Here is a 22,331-nt window from a genome sequence, read left to right as displayed (position 1 = left end):
CGGACACGGGGCGCCTCGCAGGCCTGGGCGGACGCAGCGGTGCCGCTCCGTCCTCAGCCGATCTTTCGTCACCAGCCAAAGGAACGTTCCGATGAGTGATTCCTTCGCCACCCGCGCCAGCCTCGAGGTCAACGGCCGGACCTATCGCTACGCCAGCCTGGCCAAGCTCGGCCAGCGCTTCGACATCGCCCGCCTTCCCTACTCGATGAAGATCCTGCTGGAGAACCTGCTCCGGCACGAGGACGGCGTCAGCGTCCTGCCGGCCCACATCGAGGCGGTCGCCCGATGGGATCCGCACACCGAGCCCGATACCGAGATCGCGTTCATGCCGGCGCGCGTGGTGCTGCAGGACTTCACCGGCGTGCCCTGCGTGGTGGACCTGGCCGCGATGCGCGACGCCGTCGTCCGGCTCGGCGGGCGCCCCGAGCAGATCAACCCGCTCGCCCCGGTGGAGCTGGTGATCGACCATTCGGTCCAGGTGGACGCCTTCGGCAACGCCGGCGCGCTCGACCTCAACGTCAAGATCGAGTTCGACCGGAACAAGGAGCGCTACGGCTTCCTGCGCTGGGGCCAGAAGTCGTTCGACAACTTCAAGGTGGTGCCGCCGCGCACCGGCATCGTCCACCAGGTCAATCTCGAGCACCTGGCGCGGGTCGTCATGGAAGGCCAGAAGGACGGCGAGCTGTGGGCCTACCCGGACACCGTCTTCGGCACCGACTCCCACACGACGATGATCAACGGCCTCGGCGTGCTCGGCTGGGGCGTGGGCGGCATCGAGGCCGAGGCCGCGATGCTCGGCCAGCCGTCCTCGATGCTGATCCCGCAGGTGGTCGGCTTCAAGCTGTCCGGCCGCCTGCCCGAGGGCGCCACCGCCACCGACCTGGTGCTGACGGTCACGCAGATGCTGCGCAAGCTCGGCGTGGTCGGCAAGTTCGTGGAATTCTTCGGACCGGGGCTCAAGAACCTCGCCCTGGCCGACCGCGCGACGATCGGCAACATGGCACCCGAGTACGGCGCCACCTGCGGCATCTTCCCGATCGACGCCGAGGCGCTCGCCTACCTGCGGCTGTCGGGCCGCAGCGAGGACCTGGTCCGCCTGGTCGAGGCCTACGCCAAGGCACAGGGGCTCTGGCACGACGAGAGTACGCCGCCCCCGGCGTTCACGACCACGCTCGAACTCGACCTGGCCGACGTCAAGCCGTCGCTGGCCGGTCCCAAGCGCCCGCAGGACCGCGTCCTGCTCGGCGAGGTCCAGCAGAACTACCTCGCCCACGTCGGTCCGCTGGCGGCCGGCCGCAAGCCGAAGAAGACCGCCGAGACCGCCGACTTCGCCAACGAAGGGGGCGCGACCGCGATCGGCAATCCGGCCAACGACCTGGTCAACGGTCGCGTACGCGTCGAGAAGGACGGTATCAACTTCGAGCTCGACGACGGCGCCGTCGTCATCGCCGCGATCACCTCGTGCACGAACACCTCCAACCCGGCGGTGATGCTCGGCGCCGGCCTGCTGGCGCGCAAGGCGGTCGCCAAGGGGCTGAAGGCCAAGCCCTGGGTCAAGACGTCGCTGGCGCCCGGCTCGAAGGTCGTCACCGACTACCTCGAGCAGACCGGCGTCCTGACCGACCTCGACCGGCTCGGCTTCTACCTGGTCGGCTACGGCTGCACCACCTGCATCGGCAACTCCGGCCCGCTGCCACCGGAGGTCAGCAGGGGCATCGCCGAGGGCGACCTGGTCGTCGCCTCGGTGCTGTCCGGCAACCGCAACTTCGAGGGACGCGTACACCCGGAAGTCAAGATGAACTACCTGGCCTCGCCGCCGCTGGTCGTCGCCTACGCGCTGGCCGGGACCGTCGACATCGACCTGACCCGCGAGCCGCTCGGCATCGGCAGCGACGGCCAGCCGGTCTACCTGCGCGACATCTGGCCGACCAACAAGGAGATCTCCGACACCGTCGCCGGTGCGGTGACGCCGGCCATGTTCGCGAAGAACTACGCCGACGTCTTCAAGGGCGACGAGCGCTGGAACGCGATCGCCTCCGCCGACGGCGAGCTGTACGCCTGGGACGCCGACTCGACCTACATCAAGAACCCGCCCTACTTCGACGGCATGACGATGGCGGTGGGCAGCATCGACGACGTCCACGGGGCGCGTGTGCTCGGCCTGTTCGGCGACTCGATCACCACCGACCACATCTCCCCCGCCGGCTCGATCAAGAAGGACTCCCCCGCCGGACGCTTCCTGATCTCGCGTGGCGTGCAGCCGGTCGACTTCAACTCCTACGGTTCGCGCCGCGGCAACGACGACGTCATGGTGCGCGGCACCTTCGCCAACATCCGCATCCGCAACCTGATGCTCGACGGCGTGGAAGGCGGCTATACCGTGCACGTGCCGTCCGGCGAGCAACTGGCGATCTACGACGCGGCGATGCGCTACAAGGCCGAAGGCACGCCGCTGGTGGTGTTCGCCGGCAAGGAATACGGCACCGGCTCCTCGCGCGACTGGGCCGCCAAGGGAACGCTGCTGCTCGGCGTCAAGGCCGTGATCGCCGAGAGCTTCGAGCGCATCCACCGCTCGAACCTGGTCGGCATGGGCGTGCTGCCGTGCCAGTTCCGCGACGGCGAGAATGCCGGCACCCTCGGCCTGACCGGGCACGAGCGGATCGACATCGTCGGCCTGCAGGACGGCGACGCACGCGAGGCGACCGTCGTGGCGACGGCACCCGACGGCAAGCGCACGCAGTTCACGGTCACGGTCCTGCTGCTGACGCCGAAGGAGCGCGAGTTCTTTCGCCACGGCGGCATCCTGCCGTACGTGCTGCGCCAGCTGGCCGCCCGCAAGGCGGCCTGAGGGCGCATCGACGCGGCGCGTCCGGTATGCAACCCGGGCGCGTCGCCGGCGATCGGCCGACGGCTGCCTACAGCGACTGGCGCCACTGCGCGTTGACGCAGCGCCAGTCGCCGCCGTCCCGGCGCCAGCCACTGGTGATCGCGTAGACCGCGCCGCGTTCGGGCAGCCAGCCGCCGCTGCCGCCGGCCAGGGTCGCGGTCACGCTGACGGTCGCCCGGTCGCCCTGGATCTGGATGTCCGCCGGACCGAGCACGACGTCGATGCGTTCGTTGCGCAGCACCTGGCCACGCAGCAGGTTGTGCAGCGCCGCGCGGTCCAACGTGCCTTCGGCGCCGGTGAAGTCCTCGGCGACGAAATCGATGAAGTCGCCGGGACGCCGCTGCTCGATCGCCGTGTGCATGTCCTCCAGCGCCGCCCGCAGCCGCTGCTCGTCACCGCCCCGCGTACAGGCCGACACGGCCACCAGCAGACCGAGGAGCAGAAGGCGGCCAAGCGTGCGCAAGCGGGTCATCGCGATCGTTCCTGTCGGGATCGAAGACGATAGGCGATCCGCGCCGATCGGGCCAGCGATCGCTGCGCTGCGGCTTGCCGGTTGTTCGGGCGGTATGCTGCAATCGGGACGATGCGATCGCGTATGGTCCCCGTGCCGCGTTCCCGCGGTGCCCGGACGATGCCCCTTTCCAAGCAACACCCGAGGTGCCCGAACCGATGGTCAGCTCCCCCGAGAAGCCCTGGCTAGCCCATTACCCCGAAGGGGTTCCGGCCGAGATCGACCCGGACCAGTACCGCTCGGTCACCGACCTGCTCGAGGACAGCTGTCGACGCTACGCCGCCAACCCGGCGTTCCGCAGCATGGGAAGTACGCTGACGTATGGGGACCTGGACCGGCTGAGCCGCGATCTGGCGACGTACCTGCGCAACGACCTGGGACTCGCGCAAGGCGATCGCGTCGCGATCATGATGCCCAACACGCTGCAGTACGCGATCGCGATCTTCGGCGTGCTGCGCGCCGGCCTGACGGTGGTCAACGTCAATCCGCTCTACACGCCCCGCGAACTCAGGCACCAGTTGGTCGATTCCGGCGCCAGCGCGATCATCGTGCTCGACAACTTCGCCCATACCGTGGCCGAAGTGCTGCGCGACGCGCCGGCCTGCCGGCAGGTCATCACGACCGGCCTCGGCGACCTGCTCAGCTTCCCGAAGTCGGTCCTGACGAACTTCGTCGTCAAGTACGTCAAGAAGCTGGTGCCGGCCTATGCGATACCGGGCATGGTCCGCTTCAAGGACGCGCTGCGCCGTGGCGCCGCCGGGACGCTGGCGCCGGTGGAGATCGCCTCGGGCGACATCGCGTTCCTGCAGTACACCGGCGGCACGACCGGCGTCGCCAAGGGCGCGATGCTGACCCATCGCAACATCGTCGCCAACATGCTCCAGGCCTACAGCTGGATCAGCACCCGGTTGCGCGAGGGCGAGGAAGTCATCATCACGGCGCTGCCGCTGTACCACATCTTCGCGCTGACGGCGAACTACCTGGTCTTCGTGAAGATGGGCGGCACCAACTATCTCATCACCAATCCGCGCGACATGCCCGGCTTCGTGCGCGAGATCCGCAAGCTGCGCTTCACCGCCTTCACCGGCGTCAATACGCTGTTCAACGGCCTGCTCAACACGCCGGGATTCGATCAGGTCGATTTCTCGAACCTGCGCATGACACTGGGCGGCGGCATGGCCGTGCAGAAGGCGGTCGCCGAGCGCTGGAAGAAGGTCACCGGCGTCACCCTGGTGGAAGCCTACGGTCTCACCGAAACCTCGCCCGCCGCGTGCATGAACCCGATCGACCTCAAGGACTACAACGGATCGATCGGCCTGCCGGTGCCGTCGACCGATGCCTCGATCCAGGACGACGAGGGCCGGCACCTGGGCGTCGGCGAAACCGGCGAACTGTGCATCCGCGGCCCGCAGGTCATGAAGGGCTACTGGAACCGCCAGGACGAAACCGACAAGGTGTTGTCGGCCGATCGCTGGCTGCGCACCGGCGACATCGCGCGGATGGACGACAAGGGGTTTTTCTATATCGTCGATCGCAAGAAGGACATGATTCTCGTTTCGGGTTTCAACGTATATCCGAACGAGGTCGAGGACGTCGTCGCGCAGCACCCCGGCGTGCTCGAGGTCGCCGCGGTCGGCATCCCGGACGAGAAATCCGGCGAGGCGGTCAAACTGGTCGTCGTCCGGAAGGATCCTTCGTTGACCGAGGAACAGCTGCGTGACTTCTGCCACGCGAACCTGACCGGCTACAAACGTCCGCGCAGCATCGAGTTCCGCTCGTCGCTGCCCAAGTCCAACGTCGGCAAGATTTTGCGCCGCGAACTGCGCGACAGCGCAGCATCCTGATCGCGGCATCTGCTAGTCTTTCCGGTTCGGGCGCATCGGTTCGATCGCCCGACCCGGCGGCGACGACCGGGCTCACCCTTCCCGTCTGTCCGGTCACGCCCGCTTCGTCCATGCCCGATCCTTTGCCGACGTCCCTGATCGACATCGATGCCACGTTCCTCCCCATCGACCAGATGCGTCAGATCTCCCGCATCACCCGGGTCGACGGCGCGCACATCGACGGCGAGGTCGATCTCGGCGAAGCGCACTGGGTCTATCGCCAGCACTTTCCCAGCGACCCGATCTTTCCGGGCACCCTGATCATCGAGGCGGCCGGCCAGCTCACCGCCCTGTGGGCCTGGTCGCAAGGCCAGCGCGGGCGCCCCCGCCTGGTGCGCGCGAACGCGGACTTCCAACATCCCGTCGTTCCGGAAAATCCGTCGATCCGGCTGGAAGCCTCGGTCCAGCGCAAGCGCAATATCAACTTCGCCCACGTCCTGGTATATGCCGGCGGCCGCCGCGTCGCCACGATCGACACCGTGCTGGCGGTGCTTCCCCATACCCCGACGCACTGAAGCCCGCCCCGGAAATAACGTCCGGAGCCGTCCTTTTCACCGCTTTTGACGGCCGAATCGGGTGCAATGGCGCGCGTATATTTTGCGCGGTCCGTCAGTATTCAATGACTTGACAGCGGGCTAAACTGCCTGTCGATCGCTTGTGCAAACCAGCGCAAACGCCTGCCAACGCTTGAATCCGCGATCCGACAAGCGCTCTACCCCGAGGGTATATAGCCATGAATACGAAAGAAATGCGCGACACCAACGACTACCAGCTGCTCCGCACTCACGAAGACGAAGGCACCCATGCTTCGTGGTTCTTCATGCACAAGCACCAGCCCCAGCACGACCTCGGTTACCGGGCGTGCTTCTCGGTGCAACTGCTCAAGGAACTGCACCTGTACCTTCGCAGCAGCGTCGAGCAGGCGATGCCGGTCGGCACCGGCCAGGACGGCAAGCTGGCCCATCTGGTGCTCGGCTCGGATGCGGACGTGTTCAACCTCGGCGGCGACCTGGAACTGTTCGGCCGCCTCATCCGCGAACGCAATCGCGAGCACCTGCTGTCCTATGCCCGCCTCTGCGTCGAAGGCGTGCACGGCGTGTACGCGGCAGCGGCGACCCACAAGGTCCATTCGATCGCGCTGGTCCAGGGCGACGCGCTCGGTGGCGGCCTGGAACTGGCCCTGGCCTGCCAGACGATCGTCGCCGAAAGCGGCGTCGGCATGGGCTTCCCGGAAGTCCTGTTCGACCTGTTCCCGGGCATGGGCGCCTACTCGTTCCTGCGCCAGCGCATCAGCGCCAAGCTCGCCGAGGAAATGATCCTGAGCGGCAACGTGTACTCCAGCGACGAGCTGCACGCGATGGGCGTGGTCGACGTCCTGGTGCCGCGCGGCGAAGGCGTGCAGGCGGTCAATGACCTGATCCGCCGCAATCAGCGCATTCCCCACGCCCGCGTCGCGATGAACCGCGTACGCCAGGCCTGCAATCCGGTGACGCTGGACGAGCTGATGCGGGTCACCGAGATCTGGGTCGACACGGCGATGGAGCTCGGCGACAAGTCCCTGCGGACGATGGAGCGCCTGGTCCGCGTCCAGCAGCGCAAGCCGCAAGCGGCCGCCGAGCGCGCGGATCTGGCCCGGCCGGCGCTGCAGGCCGTCTAGTCCGCTTCGCGATGGCCGGCACTCCGGGGCGATCCGGGGTGCCGGCGCTAGGGGTCCGGATTGGCGCGCGCCGAGCCGCCGGCATTGCGATCCTGCAGGATCGTCCGGAACGCAGCCTGCGCCTGCTCGAGCTGCTTCCTCACGCCCTGGTTGCGCATCTTCCATTCGCGCGCCAGCTGCCAGTTGGCCAGCCGCATGCTTTCCGAGGCCGCCTGCGCCAGGCGCATCGCGCCGACGTTGCCGGCCACGCCCTTCAGCGCATGGCAGACGTCGCGGTACTCGTCCCATTGCGCTTCCTCGGCCAGCGCGTCGAGCTGGCCGATGCACTTGAGCGCGTCCTGCATGCATTCGTCGACGAACAGGCTGACGAAGCCCGATCCCAGATGCAGCTCCTCCAGGTCGTTCAGCACTTCGCGCGAGACGGTTTCATCCGTGAGCGGAAGCGGTGACCCGGCCGCCTTCTGGCCGTCTTCGTTCTTGACGCCGGAAGCGATGTCGGCGAGTACGTCGAGCAGCCGGGACACGACCACCGGCTTGGCCAGGAAGACATGGGCACCGGCGCTTTCGGTCTCGGCGATCGTGCGCGCCGTCACGTCGGCGCTGAGCACGATGAACGGGGTCAGCTGCCGTCCGGCCTGCATCACGCGCGACTGGCGGATGACGTCGATGCCGCTGACCCCGGGCATGTGCAGGTCGATGATGACGGCGTCGTAGGTCGTCGTCTCGATCGCGTCGAGCACCGCCTCGCCGTTGTCCACCGCGTGGATCTGATGACCGGCCTTCTCCAGCAGCTTGCGCAGCACCGACACGTTGGCCGGCTGGTCGTCGGCGATCAGGAGGCGCATCGAGCGCGCACGCGCGCGATGCCGCACGAACGGATCGTCGAACGAGATGACGTTGGTGGCCGTCGCCACCGCGGACGGCTCCGCGCCGCCCTGCGGCGCCGGGACCCGGAACGGGATCTCGACCCAGAAGACCGAGCCCCGGCCGGTCTGGCTCTCGAAACCGATCGTGCCGCCCATCTGCTCGGTCATCGCCTTGGCGATCGTCGTCCCCAGGCCGGTGCCGCCGAAGCGGCGGGCATGCCCGCTCTCGGCCTGCTCGAAGGCCTGGAAGATCCGCGCCTGGGCCTCCTCCTCGATACCGATGCCGGTATCGCGCACCTCGAAGCGCACGACGCTGCCGCCGGCATGGTCGCGCAGGCGCGTGACGCCGAGGTCCACCCGTCCGTTCTCGGTGAACTTGACGGCGTTGGAGACCAGGTTGATCAGCACCTGGCGCAGGTGTCCCGGATCGCCGTGCACCGCCGACGGCACGTCGTCGGCGACGGCCAGGTCGAACTGCAGTCCCTTGTTCGCCGCCAGCGGCTGCATCATCAGCTGCACGCTGTGCAGGACGTCGTCGATCTGGAAGTCGGCCGCGTTGTACTTGAGTTTTCCGGCCTCGATGGCCGAAATGTCGAGCACGTCCTCGACCAGGGTCAGCAGCGAGCGCGCGGAAGCCTGCAGCACGTCCGCGTACTCGCGCTGCTCGCCGGTAAGGCGCGTCGTCAGCAGCAGGTCGGACATGCCGACGATGCCGTTGAGCGGCGTGCGGAACTCGTGGCTCATGTTGGCGAGGAAGCTGCTCTTGGCCTCGTTCGCGCGCCGCGCCTCCTCGGTGGCCCGCGTCAGCGCGCGCAGCAGCGAGGTCAGGTAGGCCGGAATCGCGATCAGGCCGATCAGCAGGCCCCAGGCCAGGATGTCGTTGCTCTGCCAGAACGGCGTGGTCAGGATGACCGCCAGGAACGACAGCGCGCCCATCGCGACCGAGATCAGCAGGAACCACGGGCCGTAGCGCAAGCCGTTGCCGATCGTCACCCACATGTTGAGCACGTACAGCAGCGAAAGCTGCGTGCCCATGATGTGCATGTTGGCGCCGATCACGCTGTAGTCCACCAGCATGCCGACCACGCGCCGGACGTTGGAGCGGCCCGGGCGGAAGACGATGTGGGCGAGGATCAGGATCGACGCCAGCACGTCGAGCACGCCGATCAGCATGACCGCCTTCAGTGCCGGGTCGCCGTAGCCGGAGACCGCGCCGACACCGAACAGGTACATCATGCACAGCGCGACGATCGACACGCGCACCACGGCCTGCCCGTGCTCGCTGTCCGGACGGTTCGACAGACGCTGCTTGACGATTTCCAGCACTGAGTGCATTAGCTTCGCTCTGACAGATCCTGGCGGGGCGTCATGCCCCTCTCCTGCGGTGGCCGCCTACCGACCCGGCACAGGCGCCCCGGCCCGGACGGGCCGACCTGGCGCGGTCAAAGCCCCAGGCCGTGCGGCGCCAGCTTCGACTGCTGGATATCGACGATCCGTGAGCGATGCGCCAGCAGCACGTCTACACAGGAAGGATCAAAAAGCGTGCCACGATGGGCCTGGATATAGTCGAATGCGTCCTCGGAACTCCAGGCCGCCTTGTACGGACGCTCCGAAGTCAGCGCGTCGTAGACGTCGGCCAGCGCGACGATGCGGGCCGGCAGCGGAATCGCCTCGCCGCGCAACCCGTCCGGGTAGCCGCTGCCGTCCCAGCGCTCATGGTGCCGCAGCGCGATCAGCGCCCCCATCTGCACGAACCGGCTCTGGCTGTCCTTGAGGATCTCGTAGCCGATCAGCGGATGCTTGCGCATGACCGCCATTTCCTCCTCCAGGAGGCTGCCGCGCTTGAGCAGGATCGAGTCGGGCACACCGATCTTGCCGATGTCGTGGAGCGGAGCCGCCAGCGTCAGGATGCGGGCGTCCTCCTCCGGCATCCCCAGCTCCTCGGCCAGCAGCTCCGAGTAGTGCGCCATGCGCAGCAGGTGGATGCCGGTGCCGAAATCGCGGTACTCGATCGCCTTGGCCAGGCGGAACAGCGTCTCGCGCTCGCGCTGCTCGACCTCGCTGATGCTCTGCAGCACGCGCTGTTCCAGCGAGCGCGCGCGCTCCTTGACCGACTCGCCCTGGCGCCGCAGCTGCAGCAGGTTCTTGCAACGCGAGCGCAGTTCGCGCGGCCGGATCGGCTTGACCATGAAATCGATCACGCCGGCATCCAGCGCCGCCTGCCGGATCGGCTCGTCGCCGACGACGCTGATCAGGACGATCGGCACGTCCCGGCGCGCCATCGGGCGCCGGAAGCGGCGAGCGAACTCCAGCCCGTCCATTTCCGGCATGCGGTAGTCCAGCAGGAGCAGGTCGGCCGGATTGGCGTCGGACCAGCGCAGGGCGTCGACGGGGCTGCCGAAATCCGAAACCCGGATGCCGGGGCCGATCGCCTCCACCACGTGCCGGAGCATCGTACGAGCCGACGGCTGGTCATCCACTATCAGTACATTCACTCGAGCTCTCCGCGACCTCTAGCGATTCCAGGCCGTCGGACGCCAACCCCCGATGGACGTCGTTGATCACGCTGCTGGCGGAGCCCGGCCCGACGCCGCATAGCATAAGCGGGCCGAGGCTAACATAGCTCGGCCCGTGCAAGAAATTCACATGCCGTACTTTCACGTACGCCGGCACGCAGCCCGGTTCCCGGGGAGAACGCGCAGGCGACGACTCGATGGGCGATCCCGCGCCGACCGGACGGGCCGGACAGCCGGGATTCGCAGCAACACCGGGCGCGCGGCACCGACGGCGCGCCGCCGGAGCCGGCCCCGGGACCGCCGGGGCCTGTCGCAACATCGGTACGGGACGGCTCACCGCCGTACCTAGGCCTCCGGCCGCATGTACGGGAACAGCAGCACGTCGCGAATCGAGGCCGAGTCGGTGAACAGCATCACCAGGCGGTCGATGCCGACGCCGAGCCCACCCGTCGGCGGCAGGCCGTACTCGAGCGCGCGGATGTAGTCGGCATCGAAATGCATGGCCTCGTCGTCACCGGCGTCCTTGGCCTGGACCTGCGCCATGAAGCGCGCCGCCTGGTCTTCCGGGTCGTTCAGCTCGGAGAAGCCGTTGGCCAGCTCCTTGGCGTTGACGAACAGCTCGAAACGGTCGGTGATGCCCGGATCGGCGTCGCTCTGGCGTGCCAGCGGCGAGACCTCGGTCGGGTAGGCGGTGATGAAGGTCGGCTGGATCAGCGTGTGCTCGACGGTCTTCTCGAAGATCTCCAGCAGCAGGCGCCCCCAGCCGAAATCCGGCTTCACCGGGATGCCGAGCCGGCGGGAGTGGCCGGCCAGGGCCTCGCGGTCCCGCAGGTCCTCCGCGGCGATGCCGGGGTTGAGCTCGCGGACCGCATCCTCCATGCGCCAGCGCCGGAACGGTGCACCGACGTCGATCGTGCGCCCCTCCCAGGCCAGTTCGGTCCGGCCGAGCACCGCGCGTGCACCCTCCCGGATCAGGTCCTCGGTGAGGTCCATGACGTCGAGGTAGGTGGCGTAGGCCTGGTACAGCTCGAGCATCGTGAACTCGGGGTTGTGCCGGGTCGAGACGCCCTCGTTGCGGAAATTGCGGTTGATCTCGTAGACGCGGTCGAAACCGCCGACGACCAGGCGCTTGAGGTACAGCTCCGGCGCCACGCGCAGGTACATGTCCAGGTCGAGCGCATTGTGGTGCGTCACGAACGGCCGCGCGGTCGCCCCGCCCGGGATCGCGTGCATCATCGGCGTCTCCACCTCGACGAAGCAGCGCGCGGGCGCCTCCAGGTAGTCGCGGATGAAGCGGATCAGGCGCGCCCGGACGCGGAACACCTCGCGCGCCTCCGGCGTGACGATGAGGTCGACGTAGCGCTGGCGGTAGCGCTGCTCGATGTCGGCCAGGCCGTGCCACTTGTCCGGCAGCGGTCGCAGCGACTTGGTCAGCAGCCGGAGCTCGTCGACCTTGACCGACAGCTCGCCGGTCTTGGTCCGCATGAGGACGCCGGCGGCGCCCACGATGTCGCCGGCATCCCAGCCCTTGAACGCCTCGTACGCGTCCTCGCCGAGGGTGCCCTGATGGATGAACAGCTGGATGCGGCCGCTGCCGTCCTGCAGCTGCACGAAACTGACCTTGCCCTGGATGCGGCGCAGGATGATGCGGCCGGCGACACGCACGCGCCGTGCCGCCGTATCGAGCGCCTCGGCGGTCCATGCCGTACCGTCGGCGTACTCGGACTGCAGGTCGCCGGCTGCGTCGCCGACGTGGAAATCGTTCGGGAAGGCCGGCCCTCGCTCGCGCAGCGCGCGCAGCTTCTCGCGGCGCTCGGCGACCAGCCGGTTCTCGGAAACATCCGGAGCGCCGGCCGGCTCGCCTGCGCCACCGTCCGCCTGCACGGGCGGCTTCTCATTGCTGTTGTTCATCGCTTCCCCGCCAAAAAGAACTCACGCACCTCAGGCATCGAGGCGCTTCGCGCCCGCCTCGAGGCCGGACTTGAGACTGCCCTCGATGAATTCGTCGAGGTCGCCGTCGAGCACCTTCTGCGTGTCGCTGCGCTCGATTCCGGTCCGCAGATCCTTGATGCGCGACTGGTCGAGCACGTAGTTGCGGATCTGGCTGCCCCAGCCGATGTCGGACTTGGTCGCTTCCAGCGCATCCTTCTCGGCGTTGCGTTTCTGAATCTCGATCTCGTACAGCTTGGCCTTCAGCATCTTCATCGCGCGGTCGCGGTTGGCATGCTGGGACCGCTCGGTCTGGCAGGCGACGACCACGCCGCTGGGCACGTGGGTGATGCGCACCGCCGACTCGGTCTTGTTGACGTGCTGGCCGCCGGCACCGGACGAGCGGTAGACGTCGGTCTTGAGGTCGGCCGGGTTGATCTCGATGTCGATGTCGTCGTCCACCTCGGGGGAGACGAACACCGACGTGAACGAGGTGTGCCGGCGATTGTCAGAATCGAACGGAGATTTGCGGACCAGGCGGTGGACGCCGATCTCGGTCTTCAGCCAGCCGTAGGCGTACTCACCCTCGACCCGGAAGGTCGCGCTCTTGATGCCGGCGACCTCGCCGGCCGAGACTTCCAGCAGCTCGGTCTTCCAGCCGCGGCTCTCCGCCCAGCGCAGGTACATGCGCAGCAGCATCTCGGCCCAGTCCTGGGCTTCGGTACCGCCGGCGCCGGCCTGGATGTCGACGAAGGCGTTGGTCGCGTCCATCTTCCCGGAGAACATCCGCTGGAATTCCAGCCGGTCGACCCGCGCAGCGCAGCGTTCGACGTCCTCGAGCACCGCGCGCGCGGTTTCCTCGTCGTTCTCCGCGGCAGCCAGCTCCAGCAGCTCCGCGGCGCCGGTCAGGCTCTCGTCGATCGTGCGGATGCCGTTGACGGTCTTGTCGAGCAGCGAGCGCTCGCGGCCGAGGGCCTGGGCGCGCTCCGGATCGTTCCAGACGTCCGCGCTTTCGAGTTCGCGGCTGACTTCTTCCAGGCGTTCGCGCTTGACGTCGTAGTCAAAGATACCCCCGTAGCGAGACCAGCCGGTCCTGGAGGTCGGCGATGTGCTGGCGGATGGGATTGAGTTCGATCATGGGAGCGCTGAAAACGATGGCGAAAGACCCGCTAGCATAGCAGAGCGGCCCGGCCTCACGCGGGGTCCCGGACCGGTGGCGGGCGTGCATTGGCCGACGGCCGGCATGCAACGTGCAAGGCCTGCCCGACCGGCGGCCCGGGCCACCGGGTCCACCGCCCGGTGGCAGGTTTTCGAGGTTGCCGAACAAAAAGATCGACATGCTGCGATACGCCCGTCCGTCACTGCCGCTCGCCCTGCTCGCACTGCTGGTGCCGGCCCTGGCGTCGCCGGTTGCCGCCGCCCCGGAATCCGGGACCGTCGACGCGGCGATCGACCGCTGCCTGGAACTCCGTCGCAGCGCGCCGCAGGCGGCGGTGGACCTGGCCGACTCGATACTGGCCAGCGATGCGCTGCCGGTCGAAGCGCGCATCAAGACCCTCACCTGCCTGGGCGGCGCCGCCGGCATCAGCGGCGACGGCAGTCGCGCGGCCGAAGTCGCGACGCAGATCCAGACCCTCGTCGACGACCATCCCGACCTCCCGGCGCCGTTCGTGCTGCGCGCGCTGTCCCATGCCGGGGCGATCTTCCACAGCGCGGGGCGTACCTACCAGGCCGAAACCCTCTACGCACGCGTCAGCGACATCGCCCGCCGGACCGGGGGCGAGGACGCGATCGTCACCCAGATCGTGATGCTGACCAACATCGGGCTGATCCATGCCGACTACCTCGACTCGCCGGAAGTGGCCGAGGAGAACTATCGCCAGGCGCTGGCACTGACCGAAGGGCTCGGGCGCAGGGACGCCACCTTGCTGTACAACCTCGCCGTCAACCGGGTGAGGATGGGACGCGACGCCGAAGCGCTCGATGCGCTCGAACGCGCCGAGCGCTCGGCCGACGAGACCGGCAACGTGCTGGTCCGGGCCCGCGTGCGCTCCGCCCGGGCGGGCCTGCTCGCTGCTGCCGGCGACACCCAGCGCGCGCGCGCGCTGCTGCAGGAATCGATCGCCGTACAGAAAGAACTGCCCGACCCCGCCGGCGAGGCGGCCAGCCTGTCGGTGCTGTCGACGGTGCAGCGACTGGCCGGCGAGAAGCTGCTCGCCCTGCGCACCGCCGAGGAAGCCTTGCAGCGCGTCGAACGCACCTCGTTCCAGAAGGAGCAGGTCCAGGCCCTGGAAGCGAAGGTCGCCGCCGAGGCCGCCCTGGGCCGCACCGAGGCGGTCGTCGCGACGACACGCCGGCTGCATGCGCTGCAGATGACGGCGCTGAAGGAGCAGCGGCTGGAGATACTGGCCGACCTGCAGGCACGCCTGCAGGATGCGGCGGCCGGCCGTGAGCTGGAACGCCTGCGCCACCAGAGCGAGGTCCAGTCGCTCAGCCTCGACAAGACCCGGCTGGCGCGCAACTTCACCGTGGCGCTCCTGGGCCTGCTCGCGCTGGCGGCCATCGCCTTCGGGCTGATGCAGTACCGACGCCACCGGCTGCTGCGCGAACTGAGCGCCATCGATCCGCTCACCGGCCTGCCGAACCGCCGCACCGCGACCGGGCAGCTCAATGCGCTGGCGGCACCGGCGGCGCGCGGCCCGGTCGACACGCGCCACGTGCTGTTCCTGATCGACATCGACCATTTCAAGAAGATCAACGACAACTACGGCCACCATGCCGGCGACGGCGTGCTGATCGACCTGTCCAACCGGCTCAAGGCCGCCTGCCGCCCGAGCGACATCGTCGCGCGCTGGGGTGGCGAGGAATTCCTGGTGGCCTGTGCCGATCTCGGCTGCGACCAGGCGGCTGCCGTCGCCGAGCGCCTGCGCCTGGCCCTGGCCGGTGACGTCGAGCTGGTATCGGGCCAGTCGCGGATGTTGACGGTTTCGGTCGGCTTTGCGCCGTTTCCGTTCTTTTCCGGCGTCCGCGGCGGGGAGGCGGCCGGCTGGGCCTATGCGATCCGGCTGGCCGACCGGGCCCTGTACGCCGCCAAGATCCGCCGCAACGCCTGGGCCGGATTCTGGGGGGCCCACGACCCCGGTCAGGTCACGGCCGAAGACGTGCTGGACGCGCCCGGGGCGGCGGTGCTGGCCGGGACCATCACCGGCCTGGCCGGCCCCTGAGGCCACGGCATTGCGCGACCGTTTGCCGCGGCGTCAGGCGCCCCGGTCGTCGAGCCTCGAATCGTCCGTCACCGCGGCATCGGACCTGCCCCCGGCAGCCGGCAACGGCATCACACGGACTGGCGGTGCTCCACGATCAGCTGCACGGCCCCTTTCCCGCGGTAGTCGTCCGGCACCAGCCGATAGGCGAGCCGGAGGCGCGCGGGCGGCGGCTCGCCGCTCCAGCCGTGGAACTGGATCGCATTGAGAGGGTCCTCGCGTCCCGGCAGCCGCAGGCTCAGCCCCAGATGCCGCTCGGCGACGACGCGCCAGCTGGCCACCGCGAACTCGCCGTCGAACAGCGGCTCGGCGAAGCCCTGCCCCCAAGGCCCTGCGTAGCGCAACTGGCCGGCCAGCTCGCCGGTGAAGTCTCCGGGCGCCAGTTCCCCGTCGCTGAGCAGGACCGGCTCGAACAGCTCCGGTGCCGCGCGCTCGCGGATGACGGCATCGAAGGCGGCGGCGAAGCGCGGCACGGCGGCACGCTGCAGGGTGAGTCCGGCGGCCATCGCGTGGCCACCGAAACGCCCGATCAGGCCCGGATGGCGCGCGTCGACCTCCGCCAGCACATCGCGCACGTGCACGCCGCGAATCGAACGGGCCGAACCGCGCACCTCCTCGCCGCCGTCCAGCACCGGCGCGCAGGCGACGACCGGCCGGTTCAGGCGGTCCTTGAGCTTGGAGGCGACCAGGCCCACCACGCCCGCATGCCAGTCGTCCTCGAACAAGGTCAGCCCCAGCGGCAGTCCTTCGGGCCCGCGCTCGGCGGTCCAGCGCTCGACGAAGGCCTCGCCCTGCTCGAGCATGTTGGCCTGCAGCTCGCGACGCTCGGCGTTGATCGCGGCGAGGCGTTCGGCCATCGAACGCGCCGCACCGGAATCGTCGGTCAGCAGGCATTCGATCCCGAGCGCCATGTCCTCCAGCCGCCCGGCGGCGTTGACGCGCGGCGCGACCGCGAAGCCGAGGTCGGCGGGTGCGGTGGTGGCCGCTTCACGGCCGGCCGATTCCAGCAGCGCCAGGATGCCGGCGCAGGCGCGGCGCGCGCGGATCCGCCGCAGTCCGGCATCGACCAGCAGGCGGTTGTTGTAGTCGAGCGGCACCAGGTCGGCCACCGTTCCCAGCGCCACCAGATCGAGCAGGCAGGCCAGGTCGGGCTCCGCCCGCCCGGTGCGCTCGAACCAGCCGGCGGCGCGCAGGTGGCCGCGCAGGGCGACCAGCAGGTAGAACATCACGCCGACGCCCGCCAGCGCCTTGCTCGGAAAGCCGTCGCCGGGGGCATTGGGATTGACGATCGCGTCGGCGACCGGCAGCTCCGGGCCCGGCAGGTGATGATCGGTGACCAGCACGCGCATGCCGCGCGCCTTCGCCGCCGCGACGCCCGCCAGGCAGGCGATGCCGCTGTCGACGGTCACGACCAGGTCCGGCATCGGCTCGGCCAATGTGTCGACCAGCGCCGGCGTCAGGCCGTAGCCGTGGACGAAGCGGTTCGGGACGCGGTAGTCCACGCGACCGGCACCGAGCAGGCGCAGTCCGCGGATCGCGACGGCGGTGCCGGTCGCCCCGTCGCAATCGAAGTCGCCGACCACGCAGATGTGCCGGTCCTGGGCCATCGCCTCGGCCAGCAAGCGGCACGCCGTCTCGATGCCGCCCAAGGCCTGCGGCGACGCCATCGCGCCCAGCCGATAGCGGACCTGTTCCGGATCGTCGATGCCGCGCGCGGCGTAGACGCGCTCCAGTACCGGATGCACGCCGGCCGCCGAGCCCCAGGAGGCCGCGCCAGCCGGCCGGCGGCGGATCGTGAGCGGGCTCACCGCTGCAGCGGGCGCACGCGGCGCCACAGGCGCCATCGGTGGCCCGGCCGGACCACGGCGCGCTCGCCGGAGAGGAAGGCCAGCTCGATCGCGGACAGGCCTCGCCGGCGCAGGCGGGCATCGAGCGGCATCAACCATTCGCGCTCGAGTACCGCCGCCCGGGCCGTACGCAGGTCGATGCCGATGTCCGGTGTACCGGCCGATTCGCAGAGCCGCGCCATCTGCCCGCGGTCCAGCGGCGCAGGCGTGGCATCGGCCAGTGCGGCGAGCGATGCCAGCGCCGGATCGGGCGTGAGCACGTGGCCGCAGGCACTGCGGGCCCACGCCGGCAGTGCTCCTGCGCCCCAGAACCAGAGACTGTTGACCGCGACCGCGCCGCGCGCCGCACGCGCGGCATTGACCGGATGGTTGTGCAGGATCACCTGGGCCTCGTTGAGCAGCAGGCGCCAGCGCTTGCCGGCCGGACCGGGCGGCAGGTGCAGCTTGAGGTCGTCGCCGAGGATCTCGTCCGGCGCCGGGCAATCGGGAAGCTCGGCCGCGGAGGCCGCCTGCAGGTACCAGCGCGATGGCGACGGCGCGTCGATCGGGACACCGCTGTCGCCGAACACGGGCTTCAGCGCGTGCAACAACGCTTCGGTTTCGTCCGCGGTGAGGCCCAGGTCACCGCAGGCCAGCATGCGGACCGTGGTCAGGTCCGGCCGCACGTGCGCCGGGTCGGCGCGCAGCCAGGCGCCCTGCCCGGCATCGTCGGCGTCCAGCCGGCGCGTCAGCGCCGCTACCGGCATCCGGGTGCCCGGCCACTGCACGAGGGTCCGCAGCGCCGGAAGCGTGCCGGCCTCGGCGGGCGGGAGCCTGTCTGCGCGCGCCAGCCAGCGCGCGAGTACGCCAGCGGCGACCTCGGGCGAGGCCGCGCAGTGGCGCAGCTCGGGAAGCAGCAGCCTGACCGTGGGCATGCGGCGGCGCCGGGACGGTCAGTCGCCGTAGTCGACCGATACGATCTCGTACCGCCGGGTGCCGTTCGGCGCCTGGAACTCGAAGCTCTCGCCGGCGCTCTTGCCGATCAACGCACGCGCGAACGGCGAGCTGACCGAGAGCATCCGCTGCTTGATGTCCGCCTCGAGGTCGCCGACGATCTGGTAGCTGATCTCCTCGCCGCTGTCCTCGTCGGCGAGGCCGACGGTGGCGCCGAACACGATCCGCGGCCCCTTGAGGCGCGACAGGTCGATGATCTCGGCGGTCGACAAGGCCGCTTCCAGCTCCTGGATGCGCCCCTCGACGAAGCCCTGCTGCTCACGCGCGGCGTGATACTCGGCATTCTCCTTGAGATCGCCGTGCGCACGTGCCTCGGCGATCGCCTGGATGATCGCCGGCCGCTCGACCGACTTGAGGCGCTCGAGCTCCGCACGCAGGCGTTCGGCGCCCTTGGAGGTCATCGGTGCCCGCTTCATCATGCCAGTTCCTTATGCAGTTCCTGCAGACTGTGTACCGCACGGCTGTCGCGGAAGTCCAGCGAATGCAGCAGTGCCTTGGCCCCGCTCAGCGTCGTCGAATAGGTGACGCGCTGCTGCAGCGCCTCGCGCCGGATCGAGAACGAATCGGAGATGGCCTGCTTGCCCTCGGTCGTGTTGACGATGAAGACGATCTCGGCGTTCTTAATCAGGTCGACGATGTGCGGCCGGCCTTCGATCACCTTGTTGATGCGCTCGCAGGCCAGGCCGTGCGACGCCAGGTAGGCATGCGTGCCGCCGGTGGCCACCAGCGTGAAGCCGCGCCGCAGGAGATCGCTCGCGATCGGCAGCAGGCGCTCCTTGTCGGCGTCGCGCACCGACAGGAACGCCTTGCCGGGCCGGGGCGCCTGGATGTTCGCCGCCTCGTGCGCACGCGCGAAGGCCGCGCCGAAGTTGCGGCCCACGCCCATGACCTCGCCGGTGGAGCGCATCTCGGGCCCGAGGATCGGATCGACGTTCTGGAACTTCAGGAACGGGAAGATCGCTTCCTTGACCGAATAGTAGTCGGGGACGATCTCCTCGGTCGCGCCCTGAGCAGCCAGCGACCGGCCGACCATGCAGCGCGCGGCGATCTTGGCCAGCGGCACGCCGGTCGCCTTGGACACGAACGGCACGGTGCGCGAAGCACGCGGATTGACCTCGAGCACGTAGACCGTGTCGCCCTGCACCGCGAACTGCGTGTTCATCAGGCCGACGACCTTCAGCTCGCGCGCCATGCGCGTGACCTGGTTGCGCAGCTGGTCCTGCAGTTCGGGACTCAGCGAATACGGCGGCAGCGAGCAGGACGAATCGCCCGAATGCACGCCGGCCTCCTCGATGTGCTCCATGATGCCGCCGATCAGCACGTTGCCCTCGGCGTCGGCGATGATGTCGACGTCGACTTCACCGGCGTGGTCGAGAAAGCGGTCGAGCAGGACCGGCGAATCGTTGGACACGCGCACTGCATCGCGGATGTAGCGCGAGAGGTCGGCGTCGTCGTGGACGATCTCCATGGCGCGCCCGCCGAGCACGTAGCTGGGACGGACCACCAGCGGATAGCCGATCTCGCGCGCCAGCACCAGGGCTTCCTCGGCGTTGCGTGCGGTGCGGTTCGGCGGCTGCAGCAGGCCGAGCTTGTCGATCATCTTCTGGAAGCGCTCGCGGTCCTCGGCGGCGTCGATCGAGTCGGGCGAGGTGCCGATCACCGGCGCGCCGTTCGCCTCCAGGGCCCGCGCGAGCTTCAGCGGCGTCTGGCCGCCGTACTGCACGATCACGCCCTTGGGCTTTTCCCTGTCGATGATCTCCAGCACGTCCTCGAGCGTCAGCGGCTCGAAGTAGAGGCGGTCGGAGGTGTCGTAGTCGGTCGAGACGGTCTCCGGGTTGCAGTTGACCATGATCGTCTCGTAGCCGTCCTCACGCAGCGCGAGTGCGGCATGGACGCAGCAGTAGTCGAACTCGATACCCTGGCCGATGCGGTTGGGACCGCCGCCGAGCACGACGATCTTCTCGCGGGTGCTCGGCTCGGCCTCGCATTCCTCTTCGTAGGTCGAGTAGAGGTAGGCGGTGGTCGTCGCGAACTCGGCCGCGCACGAATCGACGCGCTTGTAGACCGGACGCACGTTGAACGCACGCCGCAGGTGCCTGACCGCGTTCTCGTCGGTGCCCAGCAGCTCGGCCAGGCGCGCGTCGGAAAAGCCCTTGCGCTTGAGCGCGAACATCCGCCGCGCGTCGATCGCGGCCAGGCCGCCGGCCTTGACCACGGCCTCGGTCGCGACCAGGTCCTCGATCTGCACGAGGAACCACGGATCGATGCGGGTCAGCGCGAAGACGTCCGCCAGCGACAATCCGGCCCGGAACGCATCGGCGACGTAGAACACCCGATCGGGACCGGGCTCCTTCAACTCGCGCTTGAGGCGGACCAGCTCGTCGGCATTGGCCGGATCCAGGCCGCTCGGGTTCAATCCGTTCTTGCCGGTCTCCAGCCCGCGCAGCGCCTTCTGCAGCGACTCCTGGAACGTGCGCCCGATCGCCATCACCTCGCCGACCGACTTCATCTGCGTGGTCAGGCGTGCGTCGGCGCCCGGAAACTTCTCGAACGCGAAGCGCGGAATCTTGGTGACGACGTAGTCGATCGTCGGCTCGAACGACGCCGGCGTCAGGCCGCCGGTGATGTCGTTGCGCAGCTCGTCGAGCGTGTAGCCGACCGCCAGCTTGGCCGCGATCTTGGCGATCGGGAAGCCGGTGGCCTTGGAGGCCAGCGCCGAGGAGCGCGAGACGCGCGGATTCATCTCGATGACGACGACGCGGCCGTTCTCCGCGTTGACGCCGAACTGCACGTTGGAGCCGCCGGTATCCACGCCGATCTTGCGCAGCACCGCGATCGATGCGTCGCGCAGGCGCTGGTACTCCTTGTCGGTCAGCGTCTGTGCCGGCGCGACGGTGATCGAGTCACCGGTGTGCACGCCCATCGGGTCGAGGTTCTCGATCGAGCAGACGATGATGCAGTTGTCCGCCTTGTCGCGGACCACCTCCATCTCGAACTCCTTCCAGCCGAGCACCGACTCCTCGATCAGCACCTCGTGCACGGGCGACAGGTCCAGCCCGCGCTTGACGATCTCCTCGAATTCCTCGCGGTTGTAGGCGATGCCGCCGCCGGACCCGCCGAGCGTGAAGCTCGGGCGGATGATCGTCGGGTAGCCGACCTTGGCCTGCGCCTCGAGCGCCTGCTCGAACGTGCGGGCCACTTCCGCCTTGGGACATTCCAGCCCGATCTCAGCCATCGCCACGCGGAACAGCTCGCGGTCCTCGGCCATGCGGATCGCCTCGCGCGACGCACCGATCAGCTCGACGCCGTAGCGGTCGAGCACGCCGCGATCGGCCAGGTCCAGGGCGCAGTTCAACGCGGTCTGGCCGCCCATCGTCGGGAGCAGCACGTCGGGCTTCTCCTTGGCGATGATGGCCTCGACCGTGGAGGCATTGATCGGCTCGATGTAGACCGCATCGGCCGTCTCCGGGTCGGTCATGATCGTGGCCGGATTGGAATTGACGAGGACGACGCGATAGCCCTCGCTCTTGAGCGCCTTGCAGGCCTGGGCGCCGGAGTAGTCGAACTCGCAGGCCTGGCCGATGACGATCGGCCCGGCGCCGATGACGAGGATGGAGCGGATATCAGTTCTTTTGGGCACCGGCGTCGCCTGCAGCAGAGGTTTCCAGGGAAGCGGCGGCACCGGCGAGGCTGATCCTGCGGATGCCTTCGCGCGGCACGGTCAGCTCGACGCCGCCGTCGAGTTCGATGGTCAGCACGACCGAGGTGTACTTGCGCAGGATCCCGCTGCGCGTGGTGTTGAACGTCGTCTCGATCACCACCCGCTCGCCGACCCGGTCCTCCAGCGCGGTGTACTCGACCGCCTGCAGCGCCGGTGTCGTCTTCGCCGGCGGTGCCGCGTGCAGCACCGGCGCGAATACGGACAATGCGATCACGGCCATCAGGGAGGCCGCCCCCCGCAGTGCGATAGTCATCATGA

The 22,331-nt window shown here is 68.9% G+C and carries 15 protein-coding genes; 5 read left to right on the top strand and 10 right to left on the bottom strand.

Translation table 11 applies throughout. The features are described 5' to 3' along the window. The first annotated feature begins 91 nt into the window (after positions 1 to 91). Positions 92 to 2,848 carry an aconitate hydratase AcnA gene (acnA, locus tag I596_RS07575; protein WP_067646017.1) on the top strand — a complete coding sequence of 919 codons (2,757 nt, stop codon included), beginning with the start codon at positions 92 to 94 and terminating at the stop codon, positions 2,846 to 2,848. A gap of 67 nt (positions 2,849 to 2,915) precedes the next feature. On the opposite strand, the gene I596_RS07570 is transcribed toward acnA, so the two are convergent. Then, complete coding sequence (locus I596_RS07570) at positions 2,916 to 3,359, bottom strand: DUF4440 domain-containing protein (protein ID WP_067646015.1); 444 nt, start codon at positions 3,357 to 3,359, stop codon at positions 2,916 to 2,918. Between the two features lie 197 nt (positions 3,360 to 3,556). Here I596_RS07570 and I596_RS07565 point away from each other — a divergent pair, with 197 nt between their 5' ends. The 3 genes from I596_RS07565 (at position 3,557) to I596_RS07555 (ending at position 6,938) form a co-directional block, all read left to right on the top strand. Further along, positions 3,557 to 5,242: a long-chain-fatty-acid--CoA ligase gene (locus I596_RS07565; protein ID WP_067646013.1), complete on the top strand. Its 1,686-nt coding sequence runs from the start codon at positions 3,557 to 3,559 to the stop codon at positions 5,240 to 5,242. 110 nt (positions 5,243 to 5,352) lie between these two features. Continuing rightward, the gene (locus tag I596_RS07560) at positions 5,353 to 5,796 is read left to right on the top strand and encodes a 3-hydroxyacyl-ACP dehydratase FabZ family protein (protein ID WP_083965443.1); all 444 of its coding nucleotides are present in this window, start codon (positions 5,353 to 5,355) and stop codon (positions 5,794 to 5,796) included. A gap of 218 nt (positions 5,797 to 6,014) precedes the next feature. Next, the gene (locus I596_RS07555) at positions 6,015 to 6,938 is read left to right on the top strand and encodes a crotonase/enoyl-CoA hydratase family protein (protein ID WP_067646009.1); all 924 of its coding nucleotides are present in this window, start codon (positions 6,015 to 6,017) and stop codon (positions 6,936 to 6,938) included. Positions 6,939 to 6,985: 47 nt separating this feature from the next. On the opposite strand, the gene I596_RS07550 is transcribed toward I596_RS07555, so the two are convergent. The 4 genes from I596_RS07550 to prfB form a co-directional block, all read right to left on the bottom strand. Continuing rightward, positions 6,986 to 9,139, bottom strand: coding sequence for an ATP-binding protein (locus I596_RS07550; protein WP_067646007.1), 2,154 nt, complete (start codon positions 9,137 to 9,139; stop codon positions 6,986 to 6,988). 107 nt (positions 9,140 to 9,246) lie between these two features. Further along, positions 9,247 to 10,299, bottom strand: a complete 1,053-nt coding sequence (locus tag I596_RS07545; protein ID WP_067646005.1) for a response regulator — start codon at positions 10,297 to 10,299, stop codon at positions 9,247 to 9,249. Positions 10,300 to 10,665: 366 nt separating this feature from the next. Further along, positions 10,666 to 12,231, bottom strand: a complete 1,566-nt coding sequence (lysS, locus tag I596_RS07540; RefSeq protein ID WP_083965442.1) for a lysine--tRNA ligase — start codon at positions 12,229 to 12,231, stop codon at positions 10,666 to 10,668. A gap of 30 nt (positions 12,232 to 12,261) precedes the next feature. Further along, positions 12,262 to 13,387 (bottom strand): peptide chain release factor 2 gene (prfB, locus tag I596_RS07535; protein WP_150132069.1). Its coding sequence is split into 2 segments (ribosomal slippage): positions 12,262 to 13,311 and positions 13,313 to 13,387, totalling 1,125 coding nucleotides; the frame shifts between segments, so codons are not numbered across the junction. Positions 13,388 to 13,586: 199 nt separating this feature from the next. On the opposite strand from prfB, the gene I596_RS19220 reads away from it, so the two are divergent. Further along, positions 13,587 to 15,473: a diguanylate cyclase gene (locus tag I596_RS19220; protein ID WP_150132068.1), complete on the top strand. Its 1,887-nt coding sequence runs from the start codon at positions 13,587 to 13,589 to the stop codon at positions 15,471 to 15,473. A 110-nt stretch (positions 15,474 to 15,583) separates the two neighbouring features. Here the strand turns inward: I596_RS19220 and recJ are convergent, their stop codons facing one another. The 5 genes from recJ to I596_RS07505 are packed head-to-tail and all read right to left on the bottom strand — an operon-like array spanning position 15,584 to position 22,326. Next, complete coding sequence (gene recJ, locus I596_RS07525; RefSeq protein ID WP_067645999.1) at positions 15,584 to 17,356, bottom strand: single-stranded-DNA-specific exonuclease RecJ; 1,773 nt, start codon at positions 17,354 to 17,356, stop codon at positions 15,584 to 15,586. Beyond that, on the bottom strand, positions 17,317 to 18,273 hold the full coding sequence (locus I596_RS07520; protein ID WP_067645997.1) for a hypothetical protein: 957 nt from the start codon (positions 18,271 to 18,273) through the stop codon (positions 17,317 to 17,319). The genes recJ and I596_RS07520 overlap by 40 nt, the downstream gene beginning before the upstream one ends. A gap of 18 nt (positions 18,274 to 18,291) precedes the next feature. Next, a complete protein-coding gene (gene greA, locus I596_RS07515) occupies positions 18,292 to 18,768 on the bottom strand; it encodes a transcription elongation factor GreA (protein ID WP_067645995.1) in 477 nt (158 codons plus the stop codon). Then, positions 18,768 to 21,992, bottom strand: coding sequence for a carbamoyl-phosphate synthase large subunit (gene carB, locus I596_RS07510; protein ID WP_067645993.1), 3,225 nt, complete (start codon positions 21,990 to 21,992; stop codon positions 18,768 to 18,770). Before carB ends, greA begins: the two co-directional genes overlap by 1 nt. Further along, entirely contained in the window at positions 21,976 to 22,326 is a 351-nt protein-coding gene (locus I596_RS07505) for a hypothetical protein (RefSeq protein WP_223303934.1), read from the bottom strand. The genes carB and I596_RS07505 overlap by 17 nt, the downstream gene beginning before the upstream one ends. Positions 22,327 to 22,331: the final 5 nt, after the last annotated feature.

This window comes from Dokdonella koreensis DS-123, assembly GCF_001632775.1.
Lineage (GTDB): Bacteria > Pseudomonadota > Gammaproteobacteria > Xanthomonadales > Rhodanobacteraceae > Dokdonella > Dokdonella koreensis.
Note: the sequence above shows the minus strand (reverse complement) of the source record. Positions and strands in the feature narration are given on the sequence as shown.

Excerpts from the sequence above, each read along its gene's own strand:
- acnA (WP_067646017.1), top strand. The coding sequence starts at position 92 with ATGAGTGATTCCTTCGCCACCCGCGCCAGCCTCGAGGTCAACGGCCGG.
- I596_RS07570 (WP_067646015.1), bottom strand. The coding sequence starts at position 3,359 with ATGACCCGCTTGCGCACGCTTGGCCGCCTTCTGCTCCTCGGTCTGCTG.
- I596_RS07565 (WP_067646013.1), top strand. The coding sequence starts at position 3,557 with ATGGTCAGCTCCCCCGAGAAGCCCTGGCTAGCCCATTACCCCGAAGGG.
- I596_RS07560 (WP_083965443.1), top strand. The coding sequence starts at position 5,353 with ATGCCCGATCCTTTGCCGACGTCCCTGATCGACATCGATGCCACGTTC.
- I596_RS07555 (WP_067646009.1), top strand. The coding sequence starts at position 6,015 with ATGAATACGAAAGAAATGCGCGACACCAACGACTACCAGCTGCTCCGC.
- I596_RS07550 (WP_067646007.1), bottom strand. The coding sequence starts at position 9,139 with ATGCACTCAGTGCTGGAAATCGTCAAGCAGCGTCTGTCGAACCGTCCG.
- lysS (WP_083965442.1), bottom strand. The coding sequence starts at position 12,231 with ATGAACAACAGCAATGAGAAGCCGCCCGTGCAGGCGGACGGTGGCGCA.
- I596_RS19220 (WP_150132068.1), top strand. The coding sequence starts at position 13,587 with ATGCTGCGATACGCCCGTCCGTCACTGCCGCTCGCCCTGCTCGCACTG.
- recJ (WP_067645999.1), bottom strand. The coding sequence starts at position 17,356 with ATGGCGCCTGTGGCGCCGCGTGCGCCCGCTGCAGCGGTGAGCCCGCTC.
- I596_RS07520 (WP_067645997.1), bottom strand. The coding sequence starts at position 18,273 with ATGCCCACGGTCAGGCTGCTGCTTCCCGAGCTGCGCCACTGCGCGGCC.
- greA (WP_067645995.1), bottom strand. The coding sequence starts at position 18,768 with ATGAAGCGGGCACCGATGACCTCCAAGGGCGCCGAACGCCTGCGTGCG.
- I596_RS07505 (WP_223303934.1), bottom strand. The coding sequence starts at position 22,326 with ATGACTATCGCACTGCGGGGGGCGGCCTCCCTGATGGCCGTGATCGCA.